The sequence below is a fragment of the Paenibacillus sp. 1_12 genome (assembly GCF_900114475.1).
In the GTDB taxonomy this organism is placed as follows: Bacteria; Bacillota; Bacilli; order Paenibacillales; family NBRC-103111; genus Paenibacillus_S.
Genome location: NZ_FOTE01000006.1, coordinates 19,373 through 38,409, shown reverse-complemented (window position 1 = coordinate 38,409; position 19,037 = coordinate 19,373). Strand labels below are relative to the sequence as shown.

Sequence of the window (19,037 nt, the reverse complement as noted above, 5' to 3'; positions counted from 1 at the left end):
TGTCATACTTCATAAAATTAATATTTCAACATTTTTTGGATCTTTATGAATTGTAAATAACTTAAAAGGTTAGATTAGACATTTAATAGCTTCAAAAAGCCATGACTATTTAAAAATCATGGTTTTTTTGTTATACGAAAAGCTATAGACGAAAAATATGATGCAATGGAAGGGGATATCTGTATGATTTCTATCCAAACTATACTTACCATCGTCGCAATGAATATGATCTATGTTTCACTCTTTACGGTCCGTATCATACTCGTCATGAAATCAAGACGAATTCTGGCTTCATTCATAAGTATTTTTGAGGTTTTTGTATACTTAATGGCACTAAATATTGTTTTGAACAGCATTGATGAACCTGTCAATTTGGCAGCTTATTGTATTGGTTGGGGTGCGGGGGTATGGCTGGGTATGCAGATTGAAGAATGGATTGCTTTAGGGTATTCGATGCTGCAGATTGTTGTTGATTATGAATCGGTGAAGCTTCCGGCTACCCTGAGAGAAAAAGGTTTTGGTGTGACCAGTTGGGTTGCTGAAGGAAAAGACGGGCCGCGTATGGTCATGCAGGTTTTAACTAAAAGGAACCAAGAGAAGCGATTGTTACAAGTAGTTGAAGAACTGGCTCCTAAAGCGTTTATTATTTCTCATGAGCCGAGAATGTTCCGCGGCGGATTTTGGACGAAACGCATATAGCCGCTAAATTGGGGCAAACCAATATAAGGAAAGGAGTGTCAGGACGACAAATGATACGATTCGAAAATGTCAGAAAGGCCTATGATGATGGTTACGTTGCCCTCAAGCATGTTGATATTGAATTCAAAGAAAACGAATTAACCGTGTTAATCGGCCCCAGCGGCTGCGGAAAAACGACATTGATGAAGCTCATCAACCGCTTGAACGATCCGAGTGAGGGCAGGGTGCTGATTCGTGGTAGGGACATATCAAAAACGAATGCGGTGGAGCTGCGAAGAAGTATCGGCTATGTCATTCAGAACATCGGATTGTTCCCTCATATGACGATAGCTGACAATGTATCCGTGGTTCCCCGCTTACGGAAATGGGATCGGGATCGGATTAATAAAAGGGTGGATGAGCTTCTCCGACTGGTTAATCTCGACCCCGAAACATACCGGAGTCGTTATCCATCTGAGCTTAGCGGCGGGCAGCAGCAGCGTATTGGAATTATTCGTGCGCTTGCTGCTGAACCAGAGCTTATACTGCTAGACGAGCCTTTCAGTGCTTTAGATCCGATTAGCCGTGAGCAGCTACAGGACGAGCTGGTAAGATTACAGCAGGAACTGAAGCAAACGATTGTTTTTGTTACCCATGATATGGATGAAGCGCTGAAGATTGCCGACACGATTGTCTTAATGAAAGAGGGCGAAGTTGTTCAGATGGGCCGCCCAGAACAAATATTACGGCACCCGTCCAATGATTTCGTAAAAAGCTTTATTGGTGAGAAACGACTACAGGTTGAAACGCCGGATGAGCCGTACACAGTAGAGGAAGCAATGACTGAAAATACGGTGACTGCATATCCGACACGCGGCTTGGCGGAAGCAATCAAATTAATGAAAAAACGGAGGGTCGATTCTCTGATCATTGTGGATCGGAGTTCTAAGCTGCTCGGTTATGCCTCGATTTTCCGGGTGTTGGACCGGTATCGTGAAGAGCACGCAACTTTGGCTGATGTAATGAGACCTTTTCTACATTTTGTAGAAGCAGGCTCACCTCTAACTACCGCCATCACATTGATGAATGAGCAGGAGCTTCCCTATATCCCTGTGACTAAGGGCGAATCGTTTGTCGGCTTGATTACAAAGGGAAGCATTGTCCGTCACCTTGCAGAAGTGTACACGCCTCCCGAAATTGATCCAGAGCTGGAAGGTATAGCGGCTGACGAATCTGAAATAAACGACAATTTACAGGAGGAAAAGGGGGATGAAGAATGAGCTGGGGTTATATCGATTTTGTGGTAAATCGCCAAGGTGATATATTACGTGCGCTGCAGGAGCATTTGGTTATCTCAGCTGTCTCGGTGCTGCTTGGAGCGGTCGTGGCGATTCCCATCGGCATATGGCTTGCCTCAAACCGCATTTCCTGGATAAACGGTGTCGTGTTTGCTATTGCCAATATATTGCAAACGATACCGAGCTTAGCGCTGCTGGCGATTCTTATCCCCATCCTTGGGGTTGGACGGACTCCAGCCATATTCGCTTTGTTTCTATACTCATTGATGCCTATTATACGCAACACGTATACAGGATTCCGGTCTGTTGATCCTAATTTGTTGGAAGCGGCAATCGGTATGGGCTACAGTAAAAGGCAACGTTTGCTGAACATACAGTTACCTTTATCCGTTCCTTATATCATGACAGGCATTCGGGTGACCACGGTTTATGTGATTAGCTGGGCGACCTTAGCTACGCTGATTGGCGCTGGAGGGCTCGGGCAGTTGATTTTTGCCGGCATGGGTACAAATAAGAAGGAGCTTATCCTTACAGGCGCTGTTCTGGCGGTGCTACTTGCGCTTGCAGCCGATTATATCTTAAGTGTTGCGGAGAAATGGGCGACGGCCAAGGCACGGACCCGACCAGTCTCCAATACAGCGTAGTCATGGAGGTATATCTATGAAACGGATAAGTTATGTCCTTCGGCTTATAATGATTACGGTGATGATTATTCCTTCAGGCTGCGGGAAATCAGAAACCATCATCATAGGCACGCAGACTTTCTCGGAGCCAAAGATTTTAGCACAGATGCACAAGCTCATGATTGAGAGCAGAACCGGTTTGAAAGTCGATGTGCTTCCGGATCTGGCATCAAGCACTGTTGTAGCACAAGCCCTGAAGAGCAATGACATCCAAATGGGCATACTGTATACGGGGATCATCTTTGATAACTATTTTCCGATTGAGCCGACCAAAGACAGAGCTGAAGTATTAAAACAGGCTCAACAAGGGTTTGATAAGTATTTTGGCTTTCATTGGTTTGATCCCTACGGTTTTGAAAATACGTATGCGTTCACGGTTTCGACTGAGGTAGCTGATACATATAAGCTGGAAAAGATTTCAGATGTCGCACCCATGGCTGCAAGCATGACACTTGGAGTCGATACCACCTGGTTGGAAAGGGAAAGCGACGGCTACCCTGCCTTCAAAAAGCATTACGGCTTCGCATTCGTCAAAACGCTTCCGATGGAAGTGGCCCTTGTATATAAAGCTGTAGCCAGCAAAAATGTGGATATTGTTCTTGCCTATTCAACGGACTCGCGGATTAAAGAATATCATTTAAAATCGCTGAAGGATGATAAACAATTTTTCCCACCTTATGATGCCTCCCCGGTTATTCGTAAAGAGGTTCTTGCCAAACATCCGGAATTAGAAGAGATTATTGGTCTTCTTAAGGGTAAAATCGACATGCAGACGATGATTGAGCTTAACTATGAGGTTGACGTTAATAAAAGAAACGAAAGAAAGGTAGCCGAAGAGTATTTAAGAAAAACAGGTTTATTACAATAACAAGGAGTAGCGCTCATGGATTTGTTTTTCCGGTATGTAGGCGAGAATTGGTCTTATTTGTTGGAACTCACCTTTCAGCATGTAGTCATGGTACTGACTGGTCTTGCGCTTGCCTTGTTGGCAGGAATTCCACTTGGTATCGTAGCTGCTGGTAACCGCAGACTAGGGAGCATAATTCTCCTCTTGGCGAATATCGTACAAGTATTTCCAAGCTTGGCGCTACTGGTACTGCTAATGATTGTGTTCGGGCTTGGCTTTACAACTGTCGTGATCGGCTTATTCCTGTATTCATTGCTTCCGATTATCCGAAATACCTATGTTGGCTTAACCCAGGTGGATCCGGCTATAGCTGAAGCAGGACGTGGTGTCGGTATGAGTGCTACCCAACTGCTATTTCGTGTTCAGCTGCCGCTAGCACTGCCATTTGTATTTACAGGTATCCGGATATCGGCGGTTATTGCCATTGGAGTAGCGACGATCGCTCCTTTGATCGGAGGAGAGGGACTGGGCAGGGAAATCTATGCTGGTATCAATATGGATAACCCGGCACGTCTGTATGCAGGAGCAGTTCCTGCTGCGCTGCTTGCTCTGTTGGCGGATTCATTACTGGGTTTGCTGCAGAAAGGGTTGAACCGTGGGAAATCAGTTTGATGCTTCATCACAGCTGCAGCTGGCCAATAAGTGACGGAAAGATCCTCATTCACTGTAACGAAAAAAGACGTACTCCAAACTAACCATCGAATTGTGAGATAAACTCGATGGTAGAAGGAGTGCGTCTTTTACATGGTTATCGTAAAGCTGTGAAACAAAATGAATGCTGCAAACGTACATAGAGCTAAAAGATGATATAATTACCATACCTTCCCCTTGAAAACCTAGCGCACCCAAAAGAAAGTGCCAGATCGAGGATAGAGTCTAGCAGGAGATTAAGGATACCTTAATGCAGGCAGCTCCTGAGTTTGAAAGAGTATGTTCATATCGTAATCCAAGAAGCACGCCTTAGCCATAGGCCTTGTCAGTTGTGAACAAGCAATTATATCATGTTCCTGTACGTGAACATTATCGGGAGGTTCGTTATGAACACTAACAGTTTTGATGCTCTGGTAGTAGACAAGCAGGGAGATCAATTCAAGGTTGGATTGCAAAAGATGAAGTTGGAGGAGCTTTCGCAGGGCGAGGTCGTGATTCGTGTTCACTATTCCAGCTTGAATTATAAGGATGGTCTTGCATGTATTCCGAATGGCGGTGTTGTGCGCAGCTATCTGCACATTCCAGGGATTGATCTTGCGGGCACTGTCGTTTCTTCTATGGATTCACGATTTTCGATAGATCAGAAGGTGATCGTTACCGGATTTGGACTGGGCGTATCCCATAGCGGCGGTTTTAGTACAATAGCTCGTGTACCAGCTGATTGGATAGTACCGCTTCCTCCTGCATTGGAGCTGGACGAAGCGATGGTAATTGGGACAGCCGGATTGACAGCCGCGTTATCGATTGAACGCTTGGAGCATAATGGGTTAAACCCGCAGAGTGGTGCTGTATTGGTTACGGGTGCCACAGGTGGTGTCGGCAGCTTCGCAGTCGCTTTACTTGCTGCACGCGGCTATCGGGTAGCGGCGTCAACGGGCAAATCAGAGGAACATGATTACTTGCGTATGTTGGGTGCGCATGAGATCATCAGCCGTGAAGCACTGAACCCGTCATCCCGCAGGCCACTTGAGAAACAGGCATGGGCTGCGGCTGTAGATCCGGTTGGTGGAAGCTCGCTCGCTTATATTCTCGCATCTCTGCAATATGGTGGCTCAGTGGCTGTAAGCGGTTTGACAGGAGGCGGCGATCTGCCAACAACAGTGCATCCTTTTATACTGCGGGGAGCGAATTTACTTGGCATTGATTCCGTTCACTATCCTATTGAACGGCGATACCCATTGTGGGAGCAAATTGCAGATGATTTAAAGTTCAACGGAAATTTGAAGCGAATAGGCAGCAGAAGGATCCGTTTATCAGAAATACCTACATATGTTGAGAACATTTTAGACGGTCGCATTCGCGGCAGGGTTGTCATCGAGATGTAACTAATTATAAGCGAGTTGAATTCTTATGAAGGCTAGATTTTTTTATATAAGCTCGATTCTGATCGTGATTCTGTTGGGAATGGGCTCCAGACAATTTCCAGAGGCATTGCCTGCATTTATTGTCGAGCATGCCGGAGATGTATGCTGGGCAAGTATGATTTACTTTGGATTTCGATTTTTATTTATAGATAAGCCATTGTTATTGGCGGTTACCATTAGTCTTCTATTTTGTTTTGCTATTGAATTTAGCCAGCTGTATCAGGCAGTTTGGATTAATGAGATCAGACATACCTTTGTCGGAGCTTTAATATTGGGCCAAGGTTTCCTGAAGCTGGATTTGCTAAGGTATGCAGTAGGTGTATTGTTAGCCGTGTGGATTGATTATTATGGGTACAGACGGATTATGAGAAGGAGATAGCCTGTGAGCCATCGTGCCACGGCTATTTTTTGTTTGGTCGCATTCTAATGATGACATACTTGATGTCACCAATCGAATGGTATGCTGGATGTGCAGCGAAGAGATTAGGAGCGCTTGACCGCATCTCAGACAAATTCACTGTACTTCTCACGGGTAACGATGCTTAAGGAGGAAACCGCGTTGAGAAGAGTAGATAGGTTGATAGCCATTCTGATCGCACTGCAGCAGCGACATGAAACGGCACAATCGTTAGCAGATAAATTTGAAATCTCAAAAAGAACCATTTTAAGAGATATGCAGGCTTTAGCCGAGATGGGAGTTCCGCTGTATGCAGTGGCAGGGCCTAAGGGCGGTTTTCGTCTTATGGAAGGGTTTCAGCTGCCTCCTCTGCAAATGGACACGCAGGAAGCTTTAACCGTACTTTTTGCGCTAAAAGCAATGATCCGAATGGCGGATACACCCTTTAACCAAGCGCGATTTACCATTATGGACAAGATTCGGGCATTGATACCCGAGACTACCCTCAAGCAGATCGAACCTGTTCTTGAGAAGCTTGAGATGGATGTGCCTGCACGGAGCTTTAAAACACCACATCTAACATCGCTATTGGCTTTGATGTCGGAATCCAAATGGCTGGAAGTTTATTATCGTTCTGCGAACCACCAGCGCTGGCTGCACATTTTACCCAAGCGGATATATGCTGCCAATGGTTTCTGGTATTGTGAGGCGTATTCGTTAACTCATCAGGAGTATCGTTTATTTCGGGTGGATCGTTTTGACAGAATCAGGGAAACAGAAGCTCCCGAGCTACAGCAGCAAGATCAAGATCCCATATCTGAGCGAAATGCTGTCCCTGAAGGCAACAATCCGATAAGAGTTGTGGCCAGGCTTACTTACAAAGGGATGCTGGCCGTAGAGCAGGATGCCCATATCGGCGAGCTGGTGCGATGGATTAGCGATGATGTATGGGAGGTTGATTTCCCTTGTCCGGCATCTGAATGGGAATGGGCGATACGCTTCTTTTTTTCAATAGGTTTGCATGCAGAGGTTATGGAACCTGAGATATTGCGTCAGGAGATTGGTCAGCTTGCCAAACAATTATATCAACAATATGAAATCAAAATTACATAAAGAAGGAGCTGTCAGCGATGCATGTGCCCTCTGAGCTATTCGCTCAAGCTAAATTATTTATATATCAAAACGGACGATTATTGGACCGGCGGCGGTTTGAGTATTTTTTTGAAAATGGTTCCCAAGAAGCTGTAATAGCAGCACTGGCTCCCTACCAGAACCCGGATGGAGGTTTTGGACAAGGGCTTGAACCGGATATACGCAGCCCTTACAGTCAGCCTGTACCAACCGAATCGGCGCTGATCCTTATGGATGAGATCGAATACTTCGATTACTCCATACTGAAAGGTATAATACGATTTTTACAAGCTCATACGATACATTCAGGGGGGGTACCGCTGGCATTTTGCAGTATTAACGATTATCCTCACGCACCTTGGTGGAATACGGATCAGGACAGTCAAGCCAATATGAATCCAACAGGGCGTATTCTGGGACTGCTCTATAAGCAGCGAACATTGACTGATTTTTTGGAAGAGAACTGGTTTCAGAGCGCGGTAGCTTATGTCTGGAATGAAATGGAGAAGGGCTTGCCTGCTGGTTACCATGACGGGGTGCAGTGGATCTCATTCTTGCAGCATACCCCTGAGCGGGAACGGGCAGCTGCTTATTTACTGTCTATTCAAAAATGGCTAACGCAGCCGGACATTATAGAACGGGATCCAAAAGCGGACGGCTACGTTCACAAAGTATTGGATTGGGCGCCATCCCATGAGAGCTATGCAGCACAAATGGTTTCGGATCAAGATATAGAACAGCATATATCCTATTTGGTTAGCCAGCAGCAGCCTGATGGAGGTTGGCCGATAAGCTGGCCTGCTGTAAGTGCAGCTGGAGAATTGGAATGGAGAGGGCATCTGACCGTGGAGCGGCTGCGAACCCTGAGATCATTTGGGTGGCTGTAGACAAAAGTCGTAATGAGGTCTATTAAGCACAAATAAGACGGTTGGGATATCCCAACCGTCTTATTCGTATGATGCTTGAGCTGCAGCCTGTACGGTACCCGACTACAATACTCAAGGATCACAACCCATATGCTTATTTATTTGCCAAAACCAAAGTATTGGTTAGCATTGTTATAGCAAATATTTTCAATCATACTGGACAACAGCTCTATATCATTCGGAGCTTCGCCATCTTCTACCCAGTTTCCGATCATATCGCAAAGAATTCTTCTGAAATATTCATGTCTTGTGTAAGACAGGAAGCTTCTCGAATCCGTCAGCATCCCTACAAAACGGCTCAGCAAGCCCAGATTTGCTAATGCCTTCATTTGCTCAAGCATACCGTCCTTCGTATCAAGGAACCACCATGCAGCTCCCAGCTGCACTTTACCTGGAATACCTCCGCCTTGAAAGCTTCCGATAATAGAACCCAACACATAATGATCTTTAGGATTCAAAGAATACAGAATCGTTCTTGGCAAGGCATCATCGCTATCCAATGCATCAAGCAAGCGAACAATCGGTTGTGCCAGTGAGCTGTCATTGATCGAGTCAAAGCCAGTATCCGGACCCAATTTATTGAACATCCGCACATTGTTGTTGCGGTGTGCATTAATATGGAACTGCATCGCCCATCCAAGCTCAGAGTAAAGCTTGCCTAAAAAGACGAGCGTGTACGTTTTGTACTGTTTTTCTTCTTCCAGACTTACGGCATTACCTTGAAGCGCTTTGGCAAATATCGCCGCCGCTTGCTCCTTGGTCGTTTCCGCATAGGCTACATAATCCAAAGCATGGTCGGAAACGCGTCCGCCGATGGAGTCGAAGAAACGAACACGGGATTCCAGTGCGGATAAGAGCTGATCGTAGTTACCAATCGCTTGCCCAGCAACTTCTGCCAGCTTCTGTACCCAAGGTACGAAAGTAGGTCGGTTAATTTCCAGTCCTTTATCCGGACGGAAGGAAGGGAGGACAGCAACGTCAAAATCGCTCAATTCTTTGATTTTGATATGATACTCCAAGGAATCGGTAGGATCATCAGTAGTGCAGATGACTCTAACATCGGATTTTTTGATCAAATCTCTGGCTCCGAAACCTTCGCCGTTCAATTGAGCATTAACCGTTTCCCAGATCGCAGGCGCATTCTTTTCGTTAATCAGATCGTAGACACCGAAGAAACGCTGAAGCTCCAGGTGTGACCAATGATAAAGCGGGTTGCCGATCGTCATAGGAACAGTTTTGGCCCATTCCAGAAAACGATCGTAATCGCTCGTTCCTTCACCGCCTGTTACCAGGTTTTCCGTCGCTCCATTCGCGCGCATCGCTTTCCACTTGTAATGATCGCCATATAACCAAGCTTCGGTTAAGTTCTTGAATGTTTTGTTCTCATAAATTTCTTGTGGGCTTAAATGACAATGGTAATCGATAATCGGCTGTTTTTTTGCATAATCGTGATACAAGCGAACGGCCGTTTCATTCGTTAGCAAAAAGTTTTCATCTAAAAATTTCTTCATGAGCCTGTACACCGCCTTGTTTATAATATAGGTTTCACCAGAATTCTAAACATACGTATAGAAAGTTAACTATTTACCTAACAATTCCAAATGCTTGCCAATGTGGGAGATTAATGATTGTTCAAAAGCGTCTTCTTGTTCATTCAATGTGCTGAAGAACTCGTCTTTGAACAAGGAGTTTCCTTGTGCATCCTTGGCTTGCAGCAAAATTCCGTAAGTAATATGAATGACTTGACGCGCATTGTTCTCATTCATATACACATCAGCCAAATCAGCATCAGCTACTTGATCCAATGGAACAATTTTGCTTAGATCGGTTGTAACATGGTAATAAACGGTCGCTTCTTCAAAATGATCCAAAGCATATTGGTGCATTTTGCGATACAGGTCCGGCTTCACTTTCGCTACCGTTCTGACAGCTTCGAGCCAATTCGTTCCGGCAGTTTTAATATGGAAGCGTCCTTTAGTATGTTTGCCAATCAGAGGGAATACGCTGAACTTGTCGCTGCCTGAGTGAATACTCAGCTTGTAGCCAAAATCATCAGCAATTCCAGCATGAATGATCAGTTCTTCTTCGAATTTAGCGATATCGCCGATATAGTCGATACCTTTTTGGAATTCACCGATAAAGCGCGGCGCCATGCTGTAAATTGTTAAGCCGCGTGCATACAGTTCCTTGGCAACCAGAAAGTGAGATTCTGGATCTGTAGGTGTCGCAGTTTCATCAATGGAAATTTCAAAATCGATTTCCCGACCGGCATTTTTAATGTAGGTGTTGTAAATATGCTCCATAAAATCAACGGCTGGACCGTAGATCAATACGTTCTTGATCAAGGTTGCTTTGTCAAAAGTAACCGAAGATCCGGCTACTTGAAAGCTTTGATCCAGGTAACGGTTCTCATAATGGTTACGGGTTGCTTCTGGAAGCTGGGCATACTTGTCCGCTTGCTCGTCAGCAGACAAGCCTTCGATAGAGTTATCGATATATTCGGAGCAATCCAGTGTCAGCATCGTAAAGCCAAGACCAAGCGCCAATTCAATATCTGCTTCAACTTTCAAGTGATCGCCATCAGCACCAAAGCCATCTTTGTAGCCTTCTTGGAATACAGCGAAGCATGCCGCATCGACAACTTGTTTGTAATCCCGACCAGTCAGATTCAACTCACGGATACTTTGTTGAGCAAGAATTGGACGAATATCATGGCCTTTAACGGTTTTGATATGTCCTGGGGAAGCGATACCGAGACGGTCACCTAGACCAATTGTTGCAACTTGCGTACCGAATGCGCGCGGAACTGTATAGTCAAAAAATTTGTTCAATACGAGACGGTTCTCATGGGTTAACGGACTGATTTTGGCGCTGCCTTCAACTTCGCCTTGCAGCTCGTCGAATAGAGGACCGGAACCAACGGAAACCAAATATTTGGTGTCTACATTTTTAACTAAAACAATTTTAACGGCACCTGATTCGGAAAATGAATGCGGATACACTTTAAAATTAGTAGGTATTTCGATGCCTTCTACACTGCCTTTTTGCAGAGCTTCGACAATAGGTTGATATGTGCTCATGAATAGAGCCTCCTTCAATAATTGAGTACCTCGATCATAACGCAAAATCAGTTTATAATCTTTACCTATTTTGTCTGTTTTATCTCCTAGTATGCATATCTTGCTATGATCGAACCGTTCTTTCTGTTACAATAGACGAGTTAGCAGCAGGATAGAAAGCGGTGAAGCTAGATGAGCGAAACGGTTTCCCTTACCTATGGGTCAGAGGAAGGCGATTTTTATATGCAGCATATTAAGCGGACAGAGCTATTTGAACGAAATAACCATTTCCATAGCACCTATGAAATCTATTATTTGCTTTCCGGACATCGGACCTATTTCATTAAGGACCGTTCTTACTTGATCGGTCCGGGCGATCTGGTTTTTATTAATAAGTACGACGTTCACAAAACCTCAGATGTCGGAGAACCGGGGCATGAGCGAATTGTGATCAATTTTAGCGATAAATTTATCGATAAGGATCAATCCTTATATCATCCTTCATTATTCAATGTGTTTGAGCAGCCCGCACATGTGCTCAGCTTGAAGCTGCAGGATCAGTTATTTACGCGCACGGTGATGGACAAGCTGGACAAGGAACTTAAGGAGAAAGCGACCGGCTTCGAGACTTACATCAAATTGCTGTTGGTTGAGCTGCTCCTGTTCTCCAGTCGATATGCAGAACGCAATGAAGCAGCACCATTCGAGCATGCAAGCCCCTTGCATCGCAAAATCTCGGAGATCGTTCAGTACATTAATAAGCACTATGCTCAACCGATGACGCTTTCAGGCATGTCGGAGCAATTTTACATGAGTCCGTATTATATGAGCCGTACGTTTAAAGAAATAACCGGCTTCACCTTTATCGAATATGTCAATATGACACGAATTCGTGAGGCACAATTACTGCTGCGTGAATCTGCGCGTAAAATTATTGATATCGCCGATAGTGTCGGCTTTGAGAATATTGCGCATTTTGGCCGAATGTTTAAGAAGCTTACGAAACTGACTCCCCATGAATATCGCAAGCTGCACCGGTAATAATTATGGAAGAGACAGCTGTGGTCATTGGTCGCGTTTTGCTATTTCTTCAGTTACAATAAAAGCAAGCTCTTCATTACCGAACAACGTTAAGACCCCTAGCAAGGTTTCGTCGGGAATATCACCGGCTTCTTCCTTTGGCACGATCAGATCTTGAACTTGCTGCAACAATGGATTTTCTCCTTGCTGTGGGTAAGCGCGTTTGTACAGATCAGCAGGGTCGAGGTCATGATTCACACACCATTGGGCAAAGATGTGAACCATCAACGATTCGTCGCGCTGGTAATTGCGGATGAGCTGCTCTTCCAGTTCTTTTTGACTCATGGATAAGCTCCTTTCTATTTGATATTCTTAATCATTATAACGAAAGTTCAGGTGGTTGCCTAATGATCATGAATGAAAAGATAAAAGCTTCCGAGGTTCAGCTAACCGGAATCGATGGTGAGGACCTGGGAGTGATGCTAACCTCGCAGGCGTTGACGCTCGCCAAGAAGCTAAAAGTAGACCTGATATGCACTTCCATGATGAGCAGTCCGCCGCCTTGTAAGCTGATAGGTGCGGGTAAAGCCAAGGAAGAAGCGCAGCAGCAGCGTAAACGGGAGCAAGCTCCCAAAGTGAAGGAAATCCGTTTAACTCCGCATATTGAAGCGCATGATTATGATACAAAAAAACAACAGGCGGAGCGTATCCTTAAATCTGGTGATGCAGTGCTGCTGGTCGTCCGTATTCAAGGTAAGGAAGGGCCAGTGGCCAAGGCGCTGCTGGAAAGCCTGCTCCAAGATCTAAAGCTAATTGGACGCAAGCAATCAGGCATTCAGATAAGCGGCAAGCAGGCTGCGGTTCAACTGGATCCGATATTAGGATGAAAGGGGCAATCAATAGATGGCACTGACGCATACGTATAGCAAAAGGGAAGAAATTGCCAATGCCGTAACACATGGAGTCGGAAGTGTTCTTAGCTTGATTGGACTTGTAGTATTGATTGTGTTTGCTGCTTCGAAGGGGACAGCCTGGCATGTAACCAGCTTTACGATATATGGCGTAAGCATGCTGCTGTTGTATGTGGCATCGACCATGCTTCACAGTCTTCCGGCAGGCAAAGCCAAGGATGTATTTGAGGTGCTGGATCATTCCTTTATTTATGTATTCATTGCCGGGACATACACGCCGATATTGCTAACCGTCATTCATGGGACTCTTGGCTGGGCACTGTTAATTATGATATGGACCATCGCCGCTGCCGGGGTCGTATTTAAAGCCTTCTTTACGAAAAAGTTCCTGTTTACCTCCACCTTAATTTACATTGCAATGGGATGGATTGTTGTGTTCCTCTGGAATCCGATGTCTGCGGCACTTCCCTCAACAGGTATGACCTTACTTGTTATTGGTGGTCTGTTGTATACGCTCGGTACGATATTTTATGTGTGGAGAAGTTTTCCTTATCATCATGCAGTATGGCATCTGTTTGTGCTCGGGGGATCGATTCTGCATTTCTTTATGATTTTGTTATATATGCTGCCTTAGATTAACAGAATAGGGTACCTGCCCAATTAAAAGAGCCATTTCTCAAACGAGAAATGGCTCTTTTTGCAGGACGTCCGGTATTGATGTTAATGATTCCATTCATATTAATGTTTGATCAACAGAAATCGGTGCTTTTTTGCCTAGCGGTTTGATTTCGATTTTGCGAAAGCTCAGGCCATCTTTTTTCAAAATCTTGAAGTGCAGTACGTCAAATTCCCACTCCATGCCTTCTCTTAAAAGGGGATGCTTGGCATATAACCAGCCTCCGATGGTATCCAACTCGCTTTGATCCAAATCACTGCCGAAAATGTCATTGATATCTCCTATAGGTACTTTGCCATCAACAATAATACGCTGATCTCCCATGCGTTCTATTTCTGGCCGTTCCTCCGAATCGAATTCATCGCGGATTTCTCCGACAATTTCCTCGAGTACATCTTCAATAGTAATCATACCTGCAGTCCCGCCGTATTCGTCGAGAAGCATGACGATGTGAGCATTTTGCTTCTGCATTTCTTTAAGCAAAGATTTGACAGGCATGGATTCAGGAACAGACACAACCGGATTGATCAGATCAAGCAGGTTGATTTGAGGGTTATCGATATATTTCAAGAAAAATTGCTTCGTATTAATCATCCCGATAATATCATCCTTGCTTTCACCGGCGACCGGGAATCGGGTGTATTGCTCTTCTTTAATGATGGTCATATTGTCTTCCAAGGTGTTATTCAAGAATAAGCAGACCATTTCGGTACGGGGGACCATGATTTCTCTAGCTTTCAGCTCATCAAACTCAAAGATCTTGCTCACGTAACCGTATTCGGTTTGATTAATTTCTCCGCTTTCCAGACTTTCGCTCAAAATAATCCGCAGCTCTTCCTCGGAGTGGGCCTCGTCATGCTCATTCGCAGGTCTCATGCCGAACAGTCTGATAAATTGTGTAGCCGAGCCATTCAGCAGCCATATAAACGGATACATAATTTTGTAAAACCCGATCATCGGTGCTGCCAGCATAATACTGATAGCTTCCGCTTTTTGGATGGCTATCGATTTGGGAGCCAGTTCTCCCAGCACGACATGAAAATACGTAACAAGACCAAAGGCTATCAAGAAGGAAAGAGTGGCTTCAACCTGTGAAGGCAAGCCGATGGGTCCAATAAATGGATGTAAAATCAACTCTACGGTAGGTTCACCGAGCCAACCGAGACCGAGTGCGGTAATGGTGATACCAAGCTGGCAGGCGGATAAATACCCATCCAGATTCGTAATGACACGTTTAACGGATACAGCCTTTTTATTTCCTTCGGAAATAAGCTGATCGACTCGGCTCGGGCGGATTTTGAGAAAGGCGAATTCTGCGGCAACAAAGAAAGCTGTTGCTAATAGTAATACTAAAATCATGACCAAATTTAGACCTATCATCATTGTCCCCTCATTAAGCTATTTTGAACATATGGTTCATGTATACGCATTAATCATACCATGGGGATTATCATATCTCAAAATTGAATTACATAAACAAGAGACTGACATCATGAAGGAAGTGTTGATATCCTAATCGTTACGCAAAATTTGACGTTTGGTAAGCTTCAAATTACAATAAATAATAAACCAATTCGTTCAGCAGGAAAGGTGGGGAGGACTATGAACAGCCATGTGAAGCCATATCGGGAACATTCGTTAGTAGCAATGCTAGTTATATTCCCATTCCTTCCCATTACCTTTTATATTCCATTTGAGACACTACAGGCATTTATTGCTTGAGTGTCTTTTATTTTTGTATGGCCTAATCAATAAGCAGTCGCCTAATCAGTATGAAAATTTATTGGAGGTGTAGGGTCAGTGAAATATAAAAGAGTTTTGATTAAGCTTAGCGGTGGTGCGGTAGCCGGGAAGAGTGAGTTTGGTTTTGATCCTGAAAGGCTTGAGCATATAGCCAATGAAATTATGACTGTATTGAGCATGGGGGTCGAAGTTTGCCTCGTGATTGGCGGGGGTAATATATTTCGAGGAAATATGGGTGAAAATTGGGGTATTGAACGGGCTGAGGCTGACAATATCGGCACTTTGGCAACCGTGATTAACAGTCTGATGCTTAGAGGCGTTCTCAAAGCTAAAACCAACTCGGAAGTTAGAGTGATGGCAGCGATTCCGGTAACCTCTGTAGCCGAGCCTTATATCCGGTTGAAAGCCATTCACCATTTGGAAAAGGGTTTTATTGTAATTTTTGCAGGCGGTAATGGACAGCCTTATGTTACGACTGATTATCCCTCTGTACAAAGAGCGATTGAAGTGAGCTGTGAAGCGATACTAGTTGCCAAGCAGGGCGTCGATGGTGTGTACAACCAGGATCCTAAGCTGCATCTGGATGCGCAGAAGTACAAGTCTTTGCATTACAATGACGTGATTACGAATGATTTGCGAGTGATGGATCAATCTGCTTTTATTTTAGCGCGTGATTTTCAATTACCGATTCATGTGTTTAATTTCGATAAACCTGGCTCGATGAGAGAAATTTTTGAGGGAACCAGCACAGGCACTTTTATTAGTGAGAGCTCTGTACTGACCTATTACCAAGATTGAAATTACACATAGGGGGCTTCAGTCATGTATGTCGTCAATTCGCAGGAAATGAGAGCCATTGATCAATATACGATAGAACAAATCGGAATCCCGGCTATGGTGCTGATGGAAAATGCAGGAAGAGCGGTTGCTGATGAAGTATTGCGCTATGCCGGTGAGAGGCATCTACGTATTGCCGTTCTGGTTGGCAAAGGAAACAACGGAGCGGATGGACTTGTCGCCGCGAGGCACTTGCAAGAAGCAGGTCATGAGGTAGGGATCATTTATGCAGTAGATCCAGCAGGATTTGTGAATGAAGCGTCTGTGCAAAGAGATATTGTCCATCATTTGCTGATTCCTTCCACTTGTTATACAGAAATAACTGTTCAGTGGAACTGCTATGATTTGATTATTGATGCACTTTTGGGTACTGGAAGTCGCGGAGCTCCGAAAGAAGGAGTTGCCAGACTTATTCTAGAGGCCAATGATAGCGGACTTCCTATCTATGCTGTCGATATTCCTAGCGGTCTGGATCCAAATACAGGGTATGTGCATGAAGCATGTATTCGTGCCACCTGCACAATAGCGTTAGCCTTCACCAAACGGGGGTTGGAGCAGGAACCGGGAGTGGAGCAAGCGGGGCGAGTGATTGTTCGATCTATCGGTATCCCACGCGCTGCAGCAGAACAATTGAAGGTACGTACCTTCCTTATCGAAGAGCCGCTGCTATCGGATACTTTGGGTCTGAGCAGCTATAGACGCCGTCCTTCCAATTCCAATAAAGGTACCTTCGGACATGTGCTTGTCGCGGCAGGAAGTCGTTCCATGAGTGGTGCAGGCTTACTGTGTGCCAAAGCTGCTCTACGAGCTGGCAGTGGCTTGGTAACCTGGGCGCTGCCGGACAGTCTGCTTGATGGGATGCTGGGACAACTTCCAGAGATTATGATGCGGGGTATTGCTGATGAAGGCCGTGGAGATTGGGGTAAGATTTCAACAAAATCGATCCTCGAGCTGGCAGCAAACAAAGCCGCACTGGTGTTCGGTCCGGGTATTGGACGTTTTGACAATGATACGCATTGGCTGCAGGATATCTGGGAAAAAACGACTTGCCCGCTTGTTTTGGATGCAGATGCTTTAAATATGCTCGGTTCCTCTATCGGAATGGACGCGTTGCCGCGACGTACGGCTTCTGTGATTTTAACACCACATCCCGGTGAAATGGCTCGTCTATGTGGTAAAACGATTGCAGATATTCAAGGAGACCGAATTGAAACAGCCCGATCCTTTGCCTGGAAATTTGGTGTTACTTTAGTGCTTAAAGGTGCCCGTACCGTCATCGCTACTCCAGAAGGAGAGGTTTACATAAATACTACCGGGAACGCAGGAATGGCTACCGGAGGTACGGGTGATGTGCTGGCAGGAATCATAGCCGGACTGCTTGCTCAAGGCTTGTCAGCGACACAATCTGCTGCGCTCGGTGTCTATTTGCATGGTTCAGCCGGAGATAGGGCGGCAAGCAGTAGAGCGTATATCGCTTCTATAATAGCTAGCGATATTATTGAACAATTGTAGGAGATGAAGGTCAGAGAGCACAATTTGATTTGGGGCAGGTCAGCAGGTAACATAAATAGCAGATAAGCTCAAGCAATGTGGCTACTATTCATCGTTTCGTTTATGTTGCCAAGCTGCTCGCACGCAATGGAATTACAGTTGTCGTATCGACGATTAGCCCTTATCATGAAATGAGGCGATATGCTCGCAAGGAACTCCAACATTTCGTGGAGATTTATGTCGATTGTCCGCTTGATGAATGTGAACGCAGAGATCCGAAAGGGCTATATGTGAAGGCTCGTCAGCATTAAATTGAACATTTCACAGAAATTTCAGATGTTTATGAGCAGCCGAAGCAAGCCGATATCATGATCAATACGATAAATCATTCTCGTAAGATGAATGCTGTGATCATACTGAGCTGGCTGCATAGGGACAGGAGCTTAACAGAAAGAGAAAGGAGGGAACTAAAATGAAAATTGCTTTTATTGCAGACATTCATGGCAATTGCCTTGCACTGGATTGTGTATTAGCTGATATTCGCAAGAAAAATATTGAGCGCATTTATGTACTGGGAGATCTCTGTTATCGTGGCCCAGAACCCAAGCGGTCACTGGATTTAATCCGTTCCCTAAATACAGAGGTCATTAAAGGAAATGCAGATGAATGGGTTGTCCGCGGCGTTCGGGAAGGAGAGGTGCCCGCTAAAGCCATAGAGATGATGAATCGGGAACGGGATTGGACCGTATCTCAGCTTGCGGCTGCCGATATCGAATATTTAAACCAATTGCCGTCAGAGCTGAAGGTGACGTTAGAGGGAATTACCATTGCAGCCTTCCATGCGACACCGGATAGTCTATTTGACATCGTTCTTCCAGGTGCGGAAGATACGCTGGTAGAATCCAAGTTAATGCTGGAAGCAAGCTCGCAAATTTATGTCTATGCTCACATCCATAAGCCATATATTCGTTACTTAAATGGTAAAATAATTATCAATACCGGCAGTGTGGGACTGCCCTTTGACAAGCTGACGATGGCCTCCTATGCTACGGTCGAAATCACAGAGGGAGTTGTTCAAACTTCAATTGTACGAGTACCCGTGGATATTGAGCGAGTCGTCCAGCAGTATGAACAGGTTGAATATCCCAATGCAGCCATGATGGCCAATGTAGTCAGAAACGCAAGTATATAATCGGATTGAAGGA

General features: G+C 44.9%; 20 protein-coding genes. 16 read left to right on the top strand and 4 right to left on the bottom strand.

Annotated elements, in window-relative coordinates:
* The first annotated feature begins 183 nt into the window (after nt 1-183).
* From BM210_RS14815 to BM210_RS14775, 9 genes are all read left to right on the top strand, one after another.
* Entirely contained in the window at nt 184-699 is a 516-nt protein-coding gene (locus BM210_RS14815) for a DUF2179 domain-containing protein (protein ID WP_091169530.1), read from the top strand.
* 50 nt (nt 700-749) lie between these two features.
* Entirely contained in the window at nt 750-1,958 is a 1,209-nt protein-coding gene (locus BM210_RS14810) for an ABC transporter ATP-binding protein (RefSeq protein ID WP_091169528.1), read from the top strand.
* Nucleotides 1,955-2,620 carry an ABC transporter permease gene (locus tag BM210_RS14805; RefSeq protein ID WP_091169526.1) on the top strand — a complete coding sequence of 222 codons (666 nt, stop codon included), beginning with the start codon at nt 1,955-1,957 and terminating at the stop codon, nt 2,618-2,620. Before BM210_RS14810 ends, BM210_RS14805 begins: the two co-directional genes overlap by 4 nt.
* A 16-nt stretch (nt 2,621-2,636) precedes the next feature.
* On the top strand, nt 2,637-3,527 hold the full coding sequence (locus tag BM210_RS14800; RefSeq protein ID WP_091169523.1) for a glycine betaine ABC transporter substrate-binding protein: 891 nt from the start codon (nt 2,637-2,639) through the stop codon (nt 3,525-3,527).
* A gap of 15 nt (nt 3,528-3,542) precedes the next feature.
* Entirely contained in the window at nt 3,543-4,178 is a 636-nt protein-coding gene (locus BM210_RS14795) for an ABC transporter permease (protein WP_091169521.1), read from the top strand.
* Nucleotides 4,179-4,603: 425 nt separating this feature from the next.
* Nucleotides 4,604-5,602, top strand: a complete 999-nt coding sequence (locus BM210_RS14790) for an acrylyl-CoA reductase family protein (RefSeq protein ID WP_091169519.1) — start codon at nt 4,604-4,606, stop codon at nt 5,600-5,602.
* Nucleotides 5,603-5,627: 25 nt separating this feature from the next.
* A complete protein-coding gene (locus BM210_RS14785; protein ID WP_091169517.1) occupies nt 5,628-6,020 on the top strand; it encodes a ribosomal maturation YjgA family protein in 393 nt (130 codons plus the stop codon).
* A 180-nt stretch (nt 6,021-6,200) separates the two neighbouring features.
* Nucleotides 6,201-7,151, top strand: coding sequence for a helix-turn-helix transcriptional regulator (locus BM210_RS14780; RefSeq protein WP_091169515.1), 951 nt, complete (start codon nt 6,201-6,203; stop codon nt 7,149-7,151).
* A gap of 17 nt (nt 7,152-7,168) precedes the next feature.
* On the top strand, nt 7,169-8,056 hold the full coding sequence (locus BM210_RS14775; RefSeq protein WP_091169512.1) for a prenyltransferase/squalene oxidase repeat-containing protein: 888 nt from the start codon (nt 7,169-7,171) through the stop codon (nt 8,054-8,056).
* A gap of 137 nt (nt 8,057-8,193) precedes the next feature.
* On the opposite strand, the gene uxaC is transcribed toward BM210_RS14775, so the two are convergent.
* On the bottom strand, nt 8,194-9,606 hold the full coding sequence (gene uxaC / locus BM210_RS14770) for a glucuronate isomerase (RefSeq protein ID WP_091169509.1): 1,413 nt from the start codon (nt 9,604-9,606) through the stop codon (nt 8,194-8,196).
* 69 nt (nt 9,607-9,675) lie between these two features.
* The gene (locus BM210_RS14765) at nt 9,676-11,175 is read right to left on the bottom strand and encodes a tagaturonate epimerase family protein (protein WP_091169507.1); all 1,500 of its coding nucleotides are present in this window, start codon (nt 11,173-11,175) and stop codon (nt 9,676-9,678) included.
* A 171-nt stretch (nt 11,176-11,346) separates the two neighbouring features.
* Here BM210_RS14765 and BM210_RS14760 point away from each other — a divergent pair, with 171 nt between their 5' ends.
* Nucleotides 11,347-12,195 (top strand): AraC family transcriptional regulator, encoded by an 849-nt coding sequence (locus BM210_RS14760; RefSeq protein ID WP_091169504.1) that lies wholly within the window; start codon nt 11,347-11,349, stop codon nt 12,193-12,195.
* 24 nt (nt 12,196-12,219) lie between these two features.
* Here BM210_RS14760 and BM210_RS14755 read toward each other — a convergent pair whose 3' ends face one another.
* Entirely contained in the window at nt 12,220-12,519 is a 300-nt protein-coding gene (locus tag BM210_RS14755) for a hypothetical protein (RefSeq protein ID WP_091169502.1), read from the bottom strand.
* Between the two features lie 62 nt (nt 12,520-12,581).
* On the opposite strand from BM210_RS14755, the gene infC reads away from it, so the two are divergent.
* Nucleotides 12,582-13,061, top strand: a complete 480-nt coding sequence (infC, locus tag BM210_RS14750; RefSeq protein WP_091169498.1) for a translation initiation factor IF-3 — start codon at nt 12,582-12,584, stop codon at nt 13,059-13,061.
* A 16-nt stretch (nt 13,062-13,077) separates the two neighbouring features.
* Nucleotides 13,078-13,719 (top strand): PAQR family membrane homeostasis protein TrhA, encoded by a 642-nt coding sequence (locus tag BM210_RS14745; RefSeq protein ID WP_091169494.1) that lies wholly within the window; start codon nt 13,078-13,080, stop codon nt 13,717-13,719.
* Between the two features lie 99 nt (nt 13,720-13,818).
* Here the strand turns inward: BM210_RS14745 and BM210_RS14740 are convergent, their stop codons facing one another.
* The gene (locus BM210_RS14740; RefSeq protein WP_091169491.1) at nt 13,819-15,141 is read right to left on the bottom strand and encodes a hemolysin family protein; all 1,323 of its coding nucleotides are present in this window, start codon (nt 15,139-15,141) and stop codon (nt 13,819-13,821) included.
* Between the two features lie 420 nt (nt 15,142-15,561).
* Between BM210_RS14740 and pyrH the strand changes: the two genes are divergently transcribed.
* From pyrH to BM210_RS14720, 4 genes are all read left to right on the top strand, one after another.
* Complete coding sequence (pyrH, locus tag BM210_RS14735; protein ID WP_091169488.1) at nt 15,562-16,302, top strand: UMP kinase; 741 nt, start codon at nt 15,562-15,564, stop codon at nt 16,300-16,302.
* 24 nt (nt 16,303-16,326) lie between these two features.
* A complete protein-coding gene (locus BM210_RS14730) occupies nt 16,327-17,853 on the top strand; it encodes an NAD(P)H-hydrate dehydratase (protein WP_091169485.1) in 1,527 nt (508 codons plus the stop codon).
* A 77-nt stretch (nt 17,854-17,930) separates the two neighbouring features.
* Nucleotides 17,931-18,143 (top strand): adenylyl-sulfate kinase, encoded by a 213-nt coding sequence (locus BM210_RS35700; RefSeq protein WP_256223622.1) that lies wholly within the window; start codon nt 17,931-17,933, stop codon nt 18,141-18,143.
* Between the two features lie 161 nt (nt 18,144-18,304).
* On the top strand, nt 18,305-19,024 hold the full coding sequence (locus BM210_RS14720) for a metallophosphoesterase family protein (RefSeq protein ID WP_091169482.1): 720 nt from the start codon (nt 18,305-18,307) through the stop codon (nt 19,022-19,024).
* The last annotated feature ends 13 nt before the right edge of the window (nt 19,025-19,037 follow it).

Bases quoted from the DNA above. Each gene is read 5' to 3' on its own strand.
- BM210_RS14815 (WP_091169530.1), top strand. From the start codon at position 184: ATGATTTCTATCCAAACTATACTTACCATCGTCGCAATGAATATGATC.
- BM210_RS14810 (WP_091169528.1), top strand. From the start codon at position 750: ATGATACGATTCGAAAATGTCAGAAAGGCCTATGATGATGGTTACGTT.
- BM210_RS14805 (WP_091169526.1), top strand. From the start codon at position 1,955: ATGAGCTGGGGTTATATCGATTTTGTGGTAAATCGCCAAGGTGATATA.
- BM210_RS14800 (WP_091169523.1), top strand. From the start codon at position 2,637: ATGAAACGGATAAGTTATGTCCTTCGGCTTATAATGATTACGGTGATG.
- BM210_RS14795 (WP_091169521.1), top strand. From the start codon at position 3,543: ATGGATTTGTTTTTCCGGTATGTAGGCGAGAATTGGTCTTATTTGTTG.
- BM210_RS14790 (WP_091169519.1), top strand. From the start codon at position 4,604: ATGAACACTAACAGTTTTGATGCTCTGGTAGTAGACAAGCAGGGAGAT.
- BM210_RS14785 (WP_091169517.1), top strand. From the start codon at position 5,628: ATGAAGGCTAGATTTTTTTATATAAGCTCGATTCTGATCGTGATTCTG.
- BM210_RS14775 (WP_091169512.1), top strand. From the start codon at position 7,169: ATGCATGTGCCCTCTGAGCTATTCGCTCAAGCTAAATTATTTATATAT.
- uxaC (WP_091169509.1), bottom strand. From the start codon at position 9,606: ATGAAGAAATTTTTAGATGAAAACTTTTTGCTAACGAATGAAACGGCC.
- BM210_RS14765 (WP_091169507.1), bottom strand. From the start codon at position 11,175: ATGAGCACATATCAACCTATTGTCGAAGCTCTGCAAAAAGGCAGTGTA.
- BM210_RS14760 (WP_091169504.1), top strand. From the start codon at position 11,347: ATGAGCGAAACGGTTTCCCTTACCTATGGGTCAGAGGAAGGCGATTTT.
- BM210_RS14755 (WP_091169502.1), bottom strand. From the start codon at position 12,519: ATGAGTCAAAAAGAACTGGAAGAGCAGCTCATCCGCAATTACCAGCGC.
- infC (WP_091169498.1), top strand. From the start codon at position 12,582: ATGATCATGAATGAAAAGATAAAAGCTTCCGAGGTTCAGCTAACCGGA.
- BM210_RS14745 (WP_091169494.1), top strand. From the start codon at position 13,078: ATGGCACTGACGCATACGTATAGCAAAAGGGAAGAAATTGCCAATGCC.
- BM210_RS14740 (WP_091169491.1), bottom strand. From the start codon at position 15,141: ATGATAGGTCTAAATTTGGTCATGATTTTAGTATTACTATTAGCAACA.
- BM210_RS14730 (WP_091169485.1), top strand. From the start codon at position 16,327: ATGTATGTCGTCAATTCGCAGGAAATGAGAGCCATTGATCAATATACG.
- BM210_RS14720 (WP_091169482.1), top strand. From the start codon at position 18,305: ATGAAAATTGCTTTTATTGCAGACATTCATGGCAATTGCCTTGCACTG.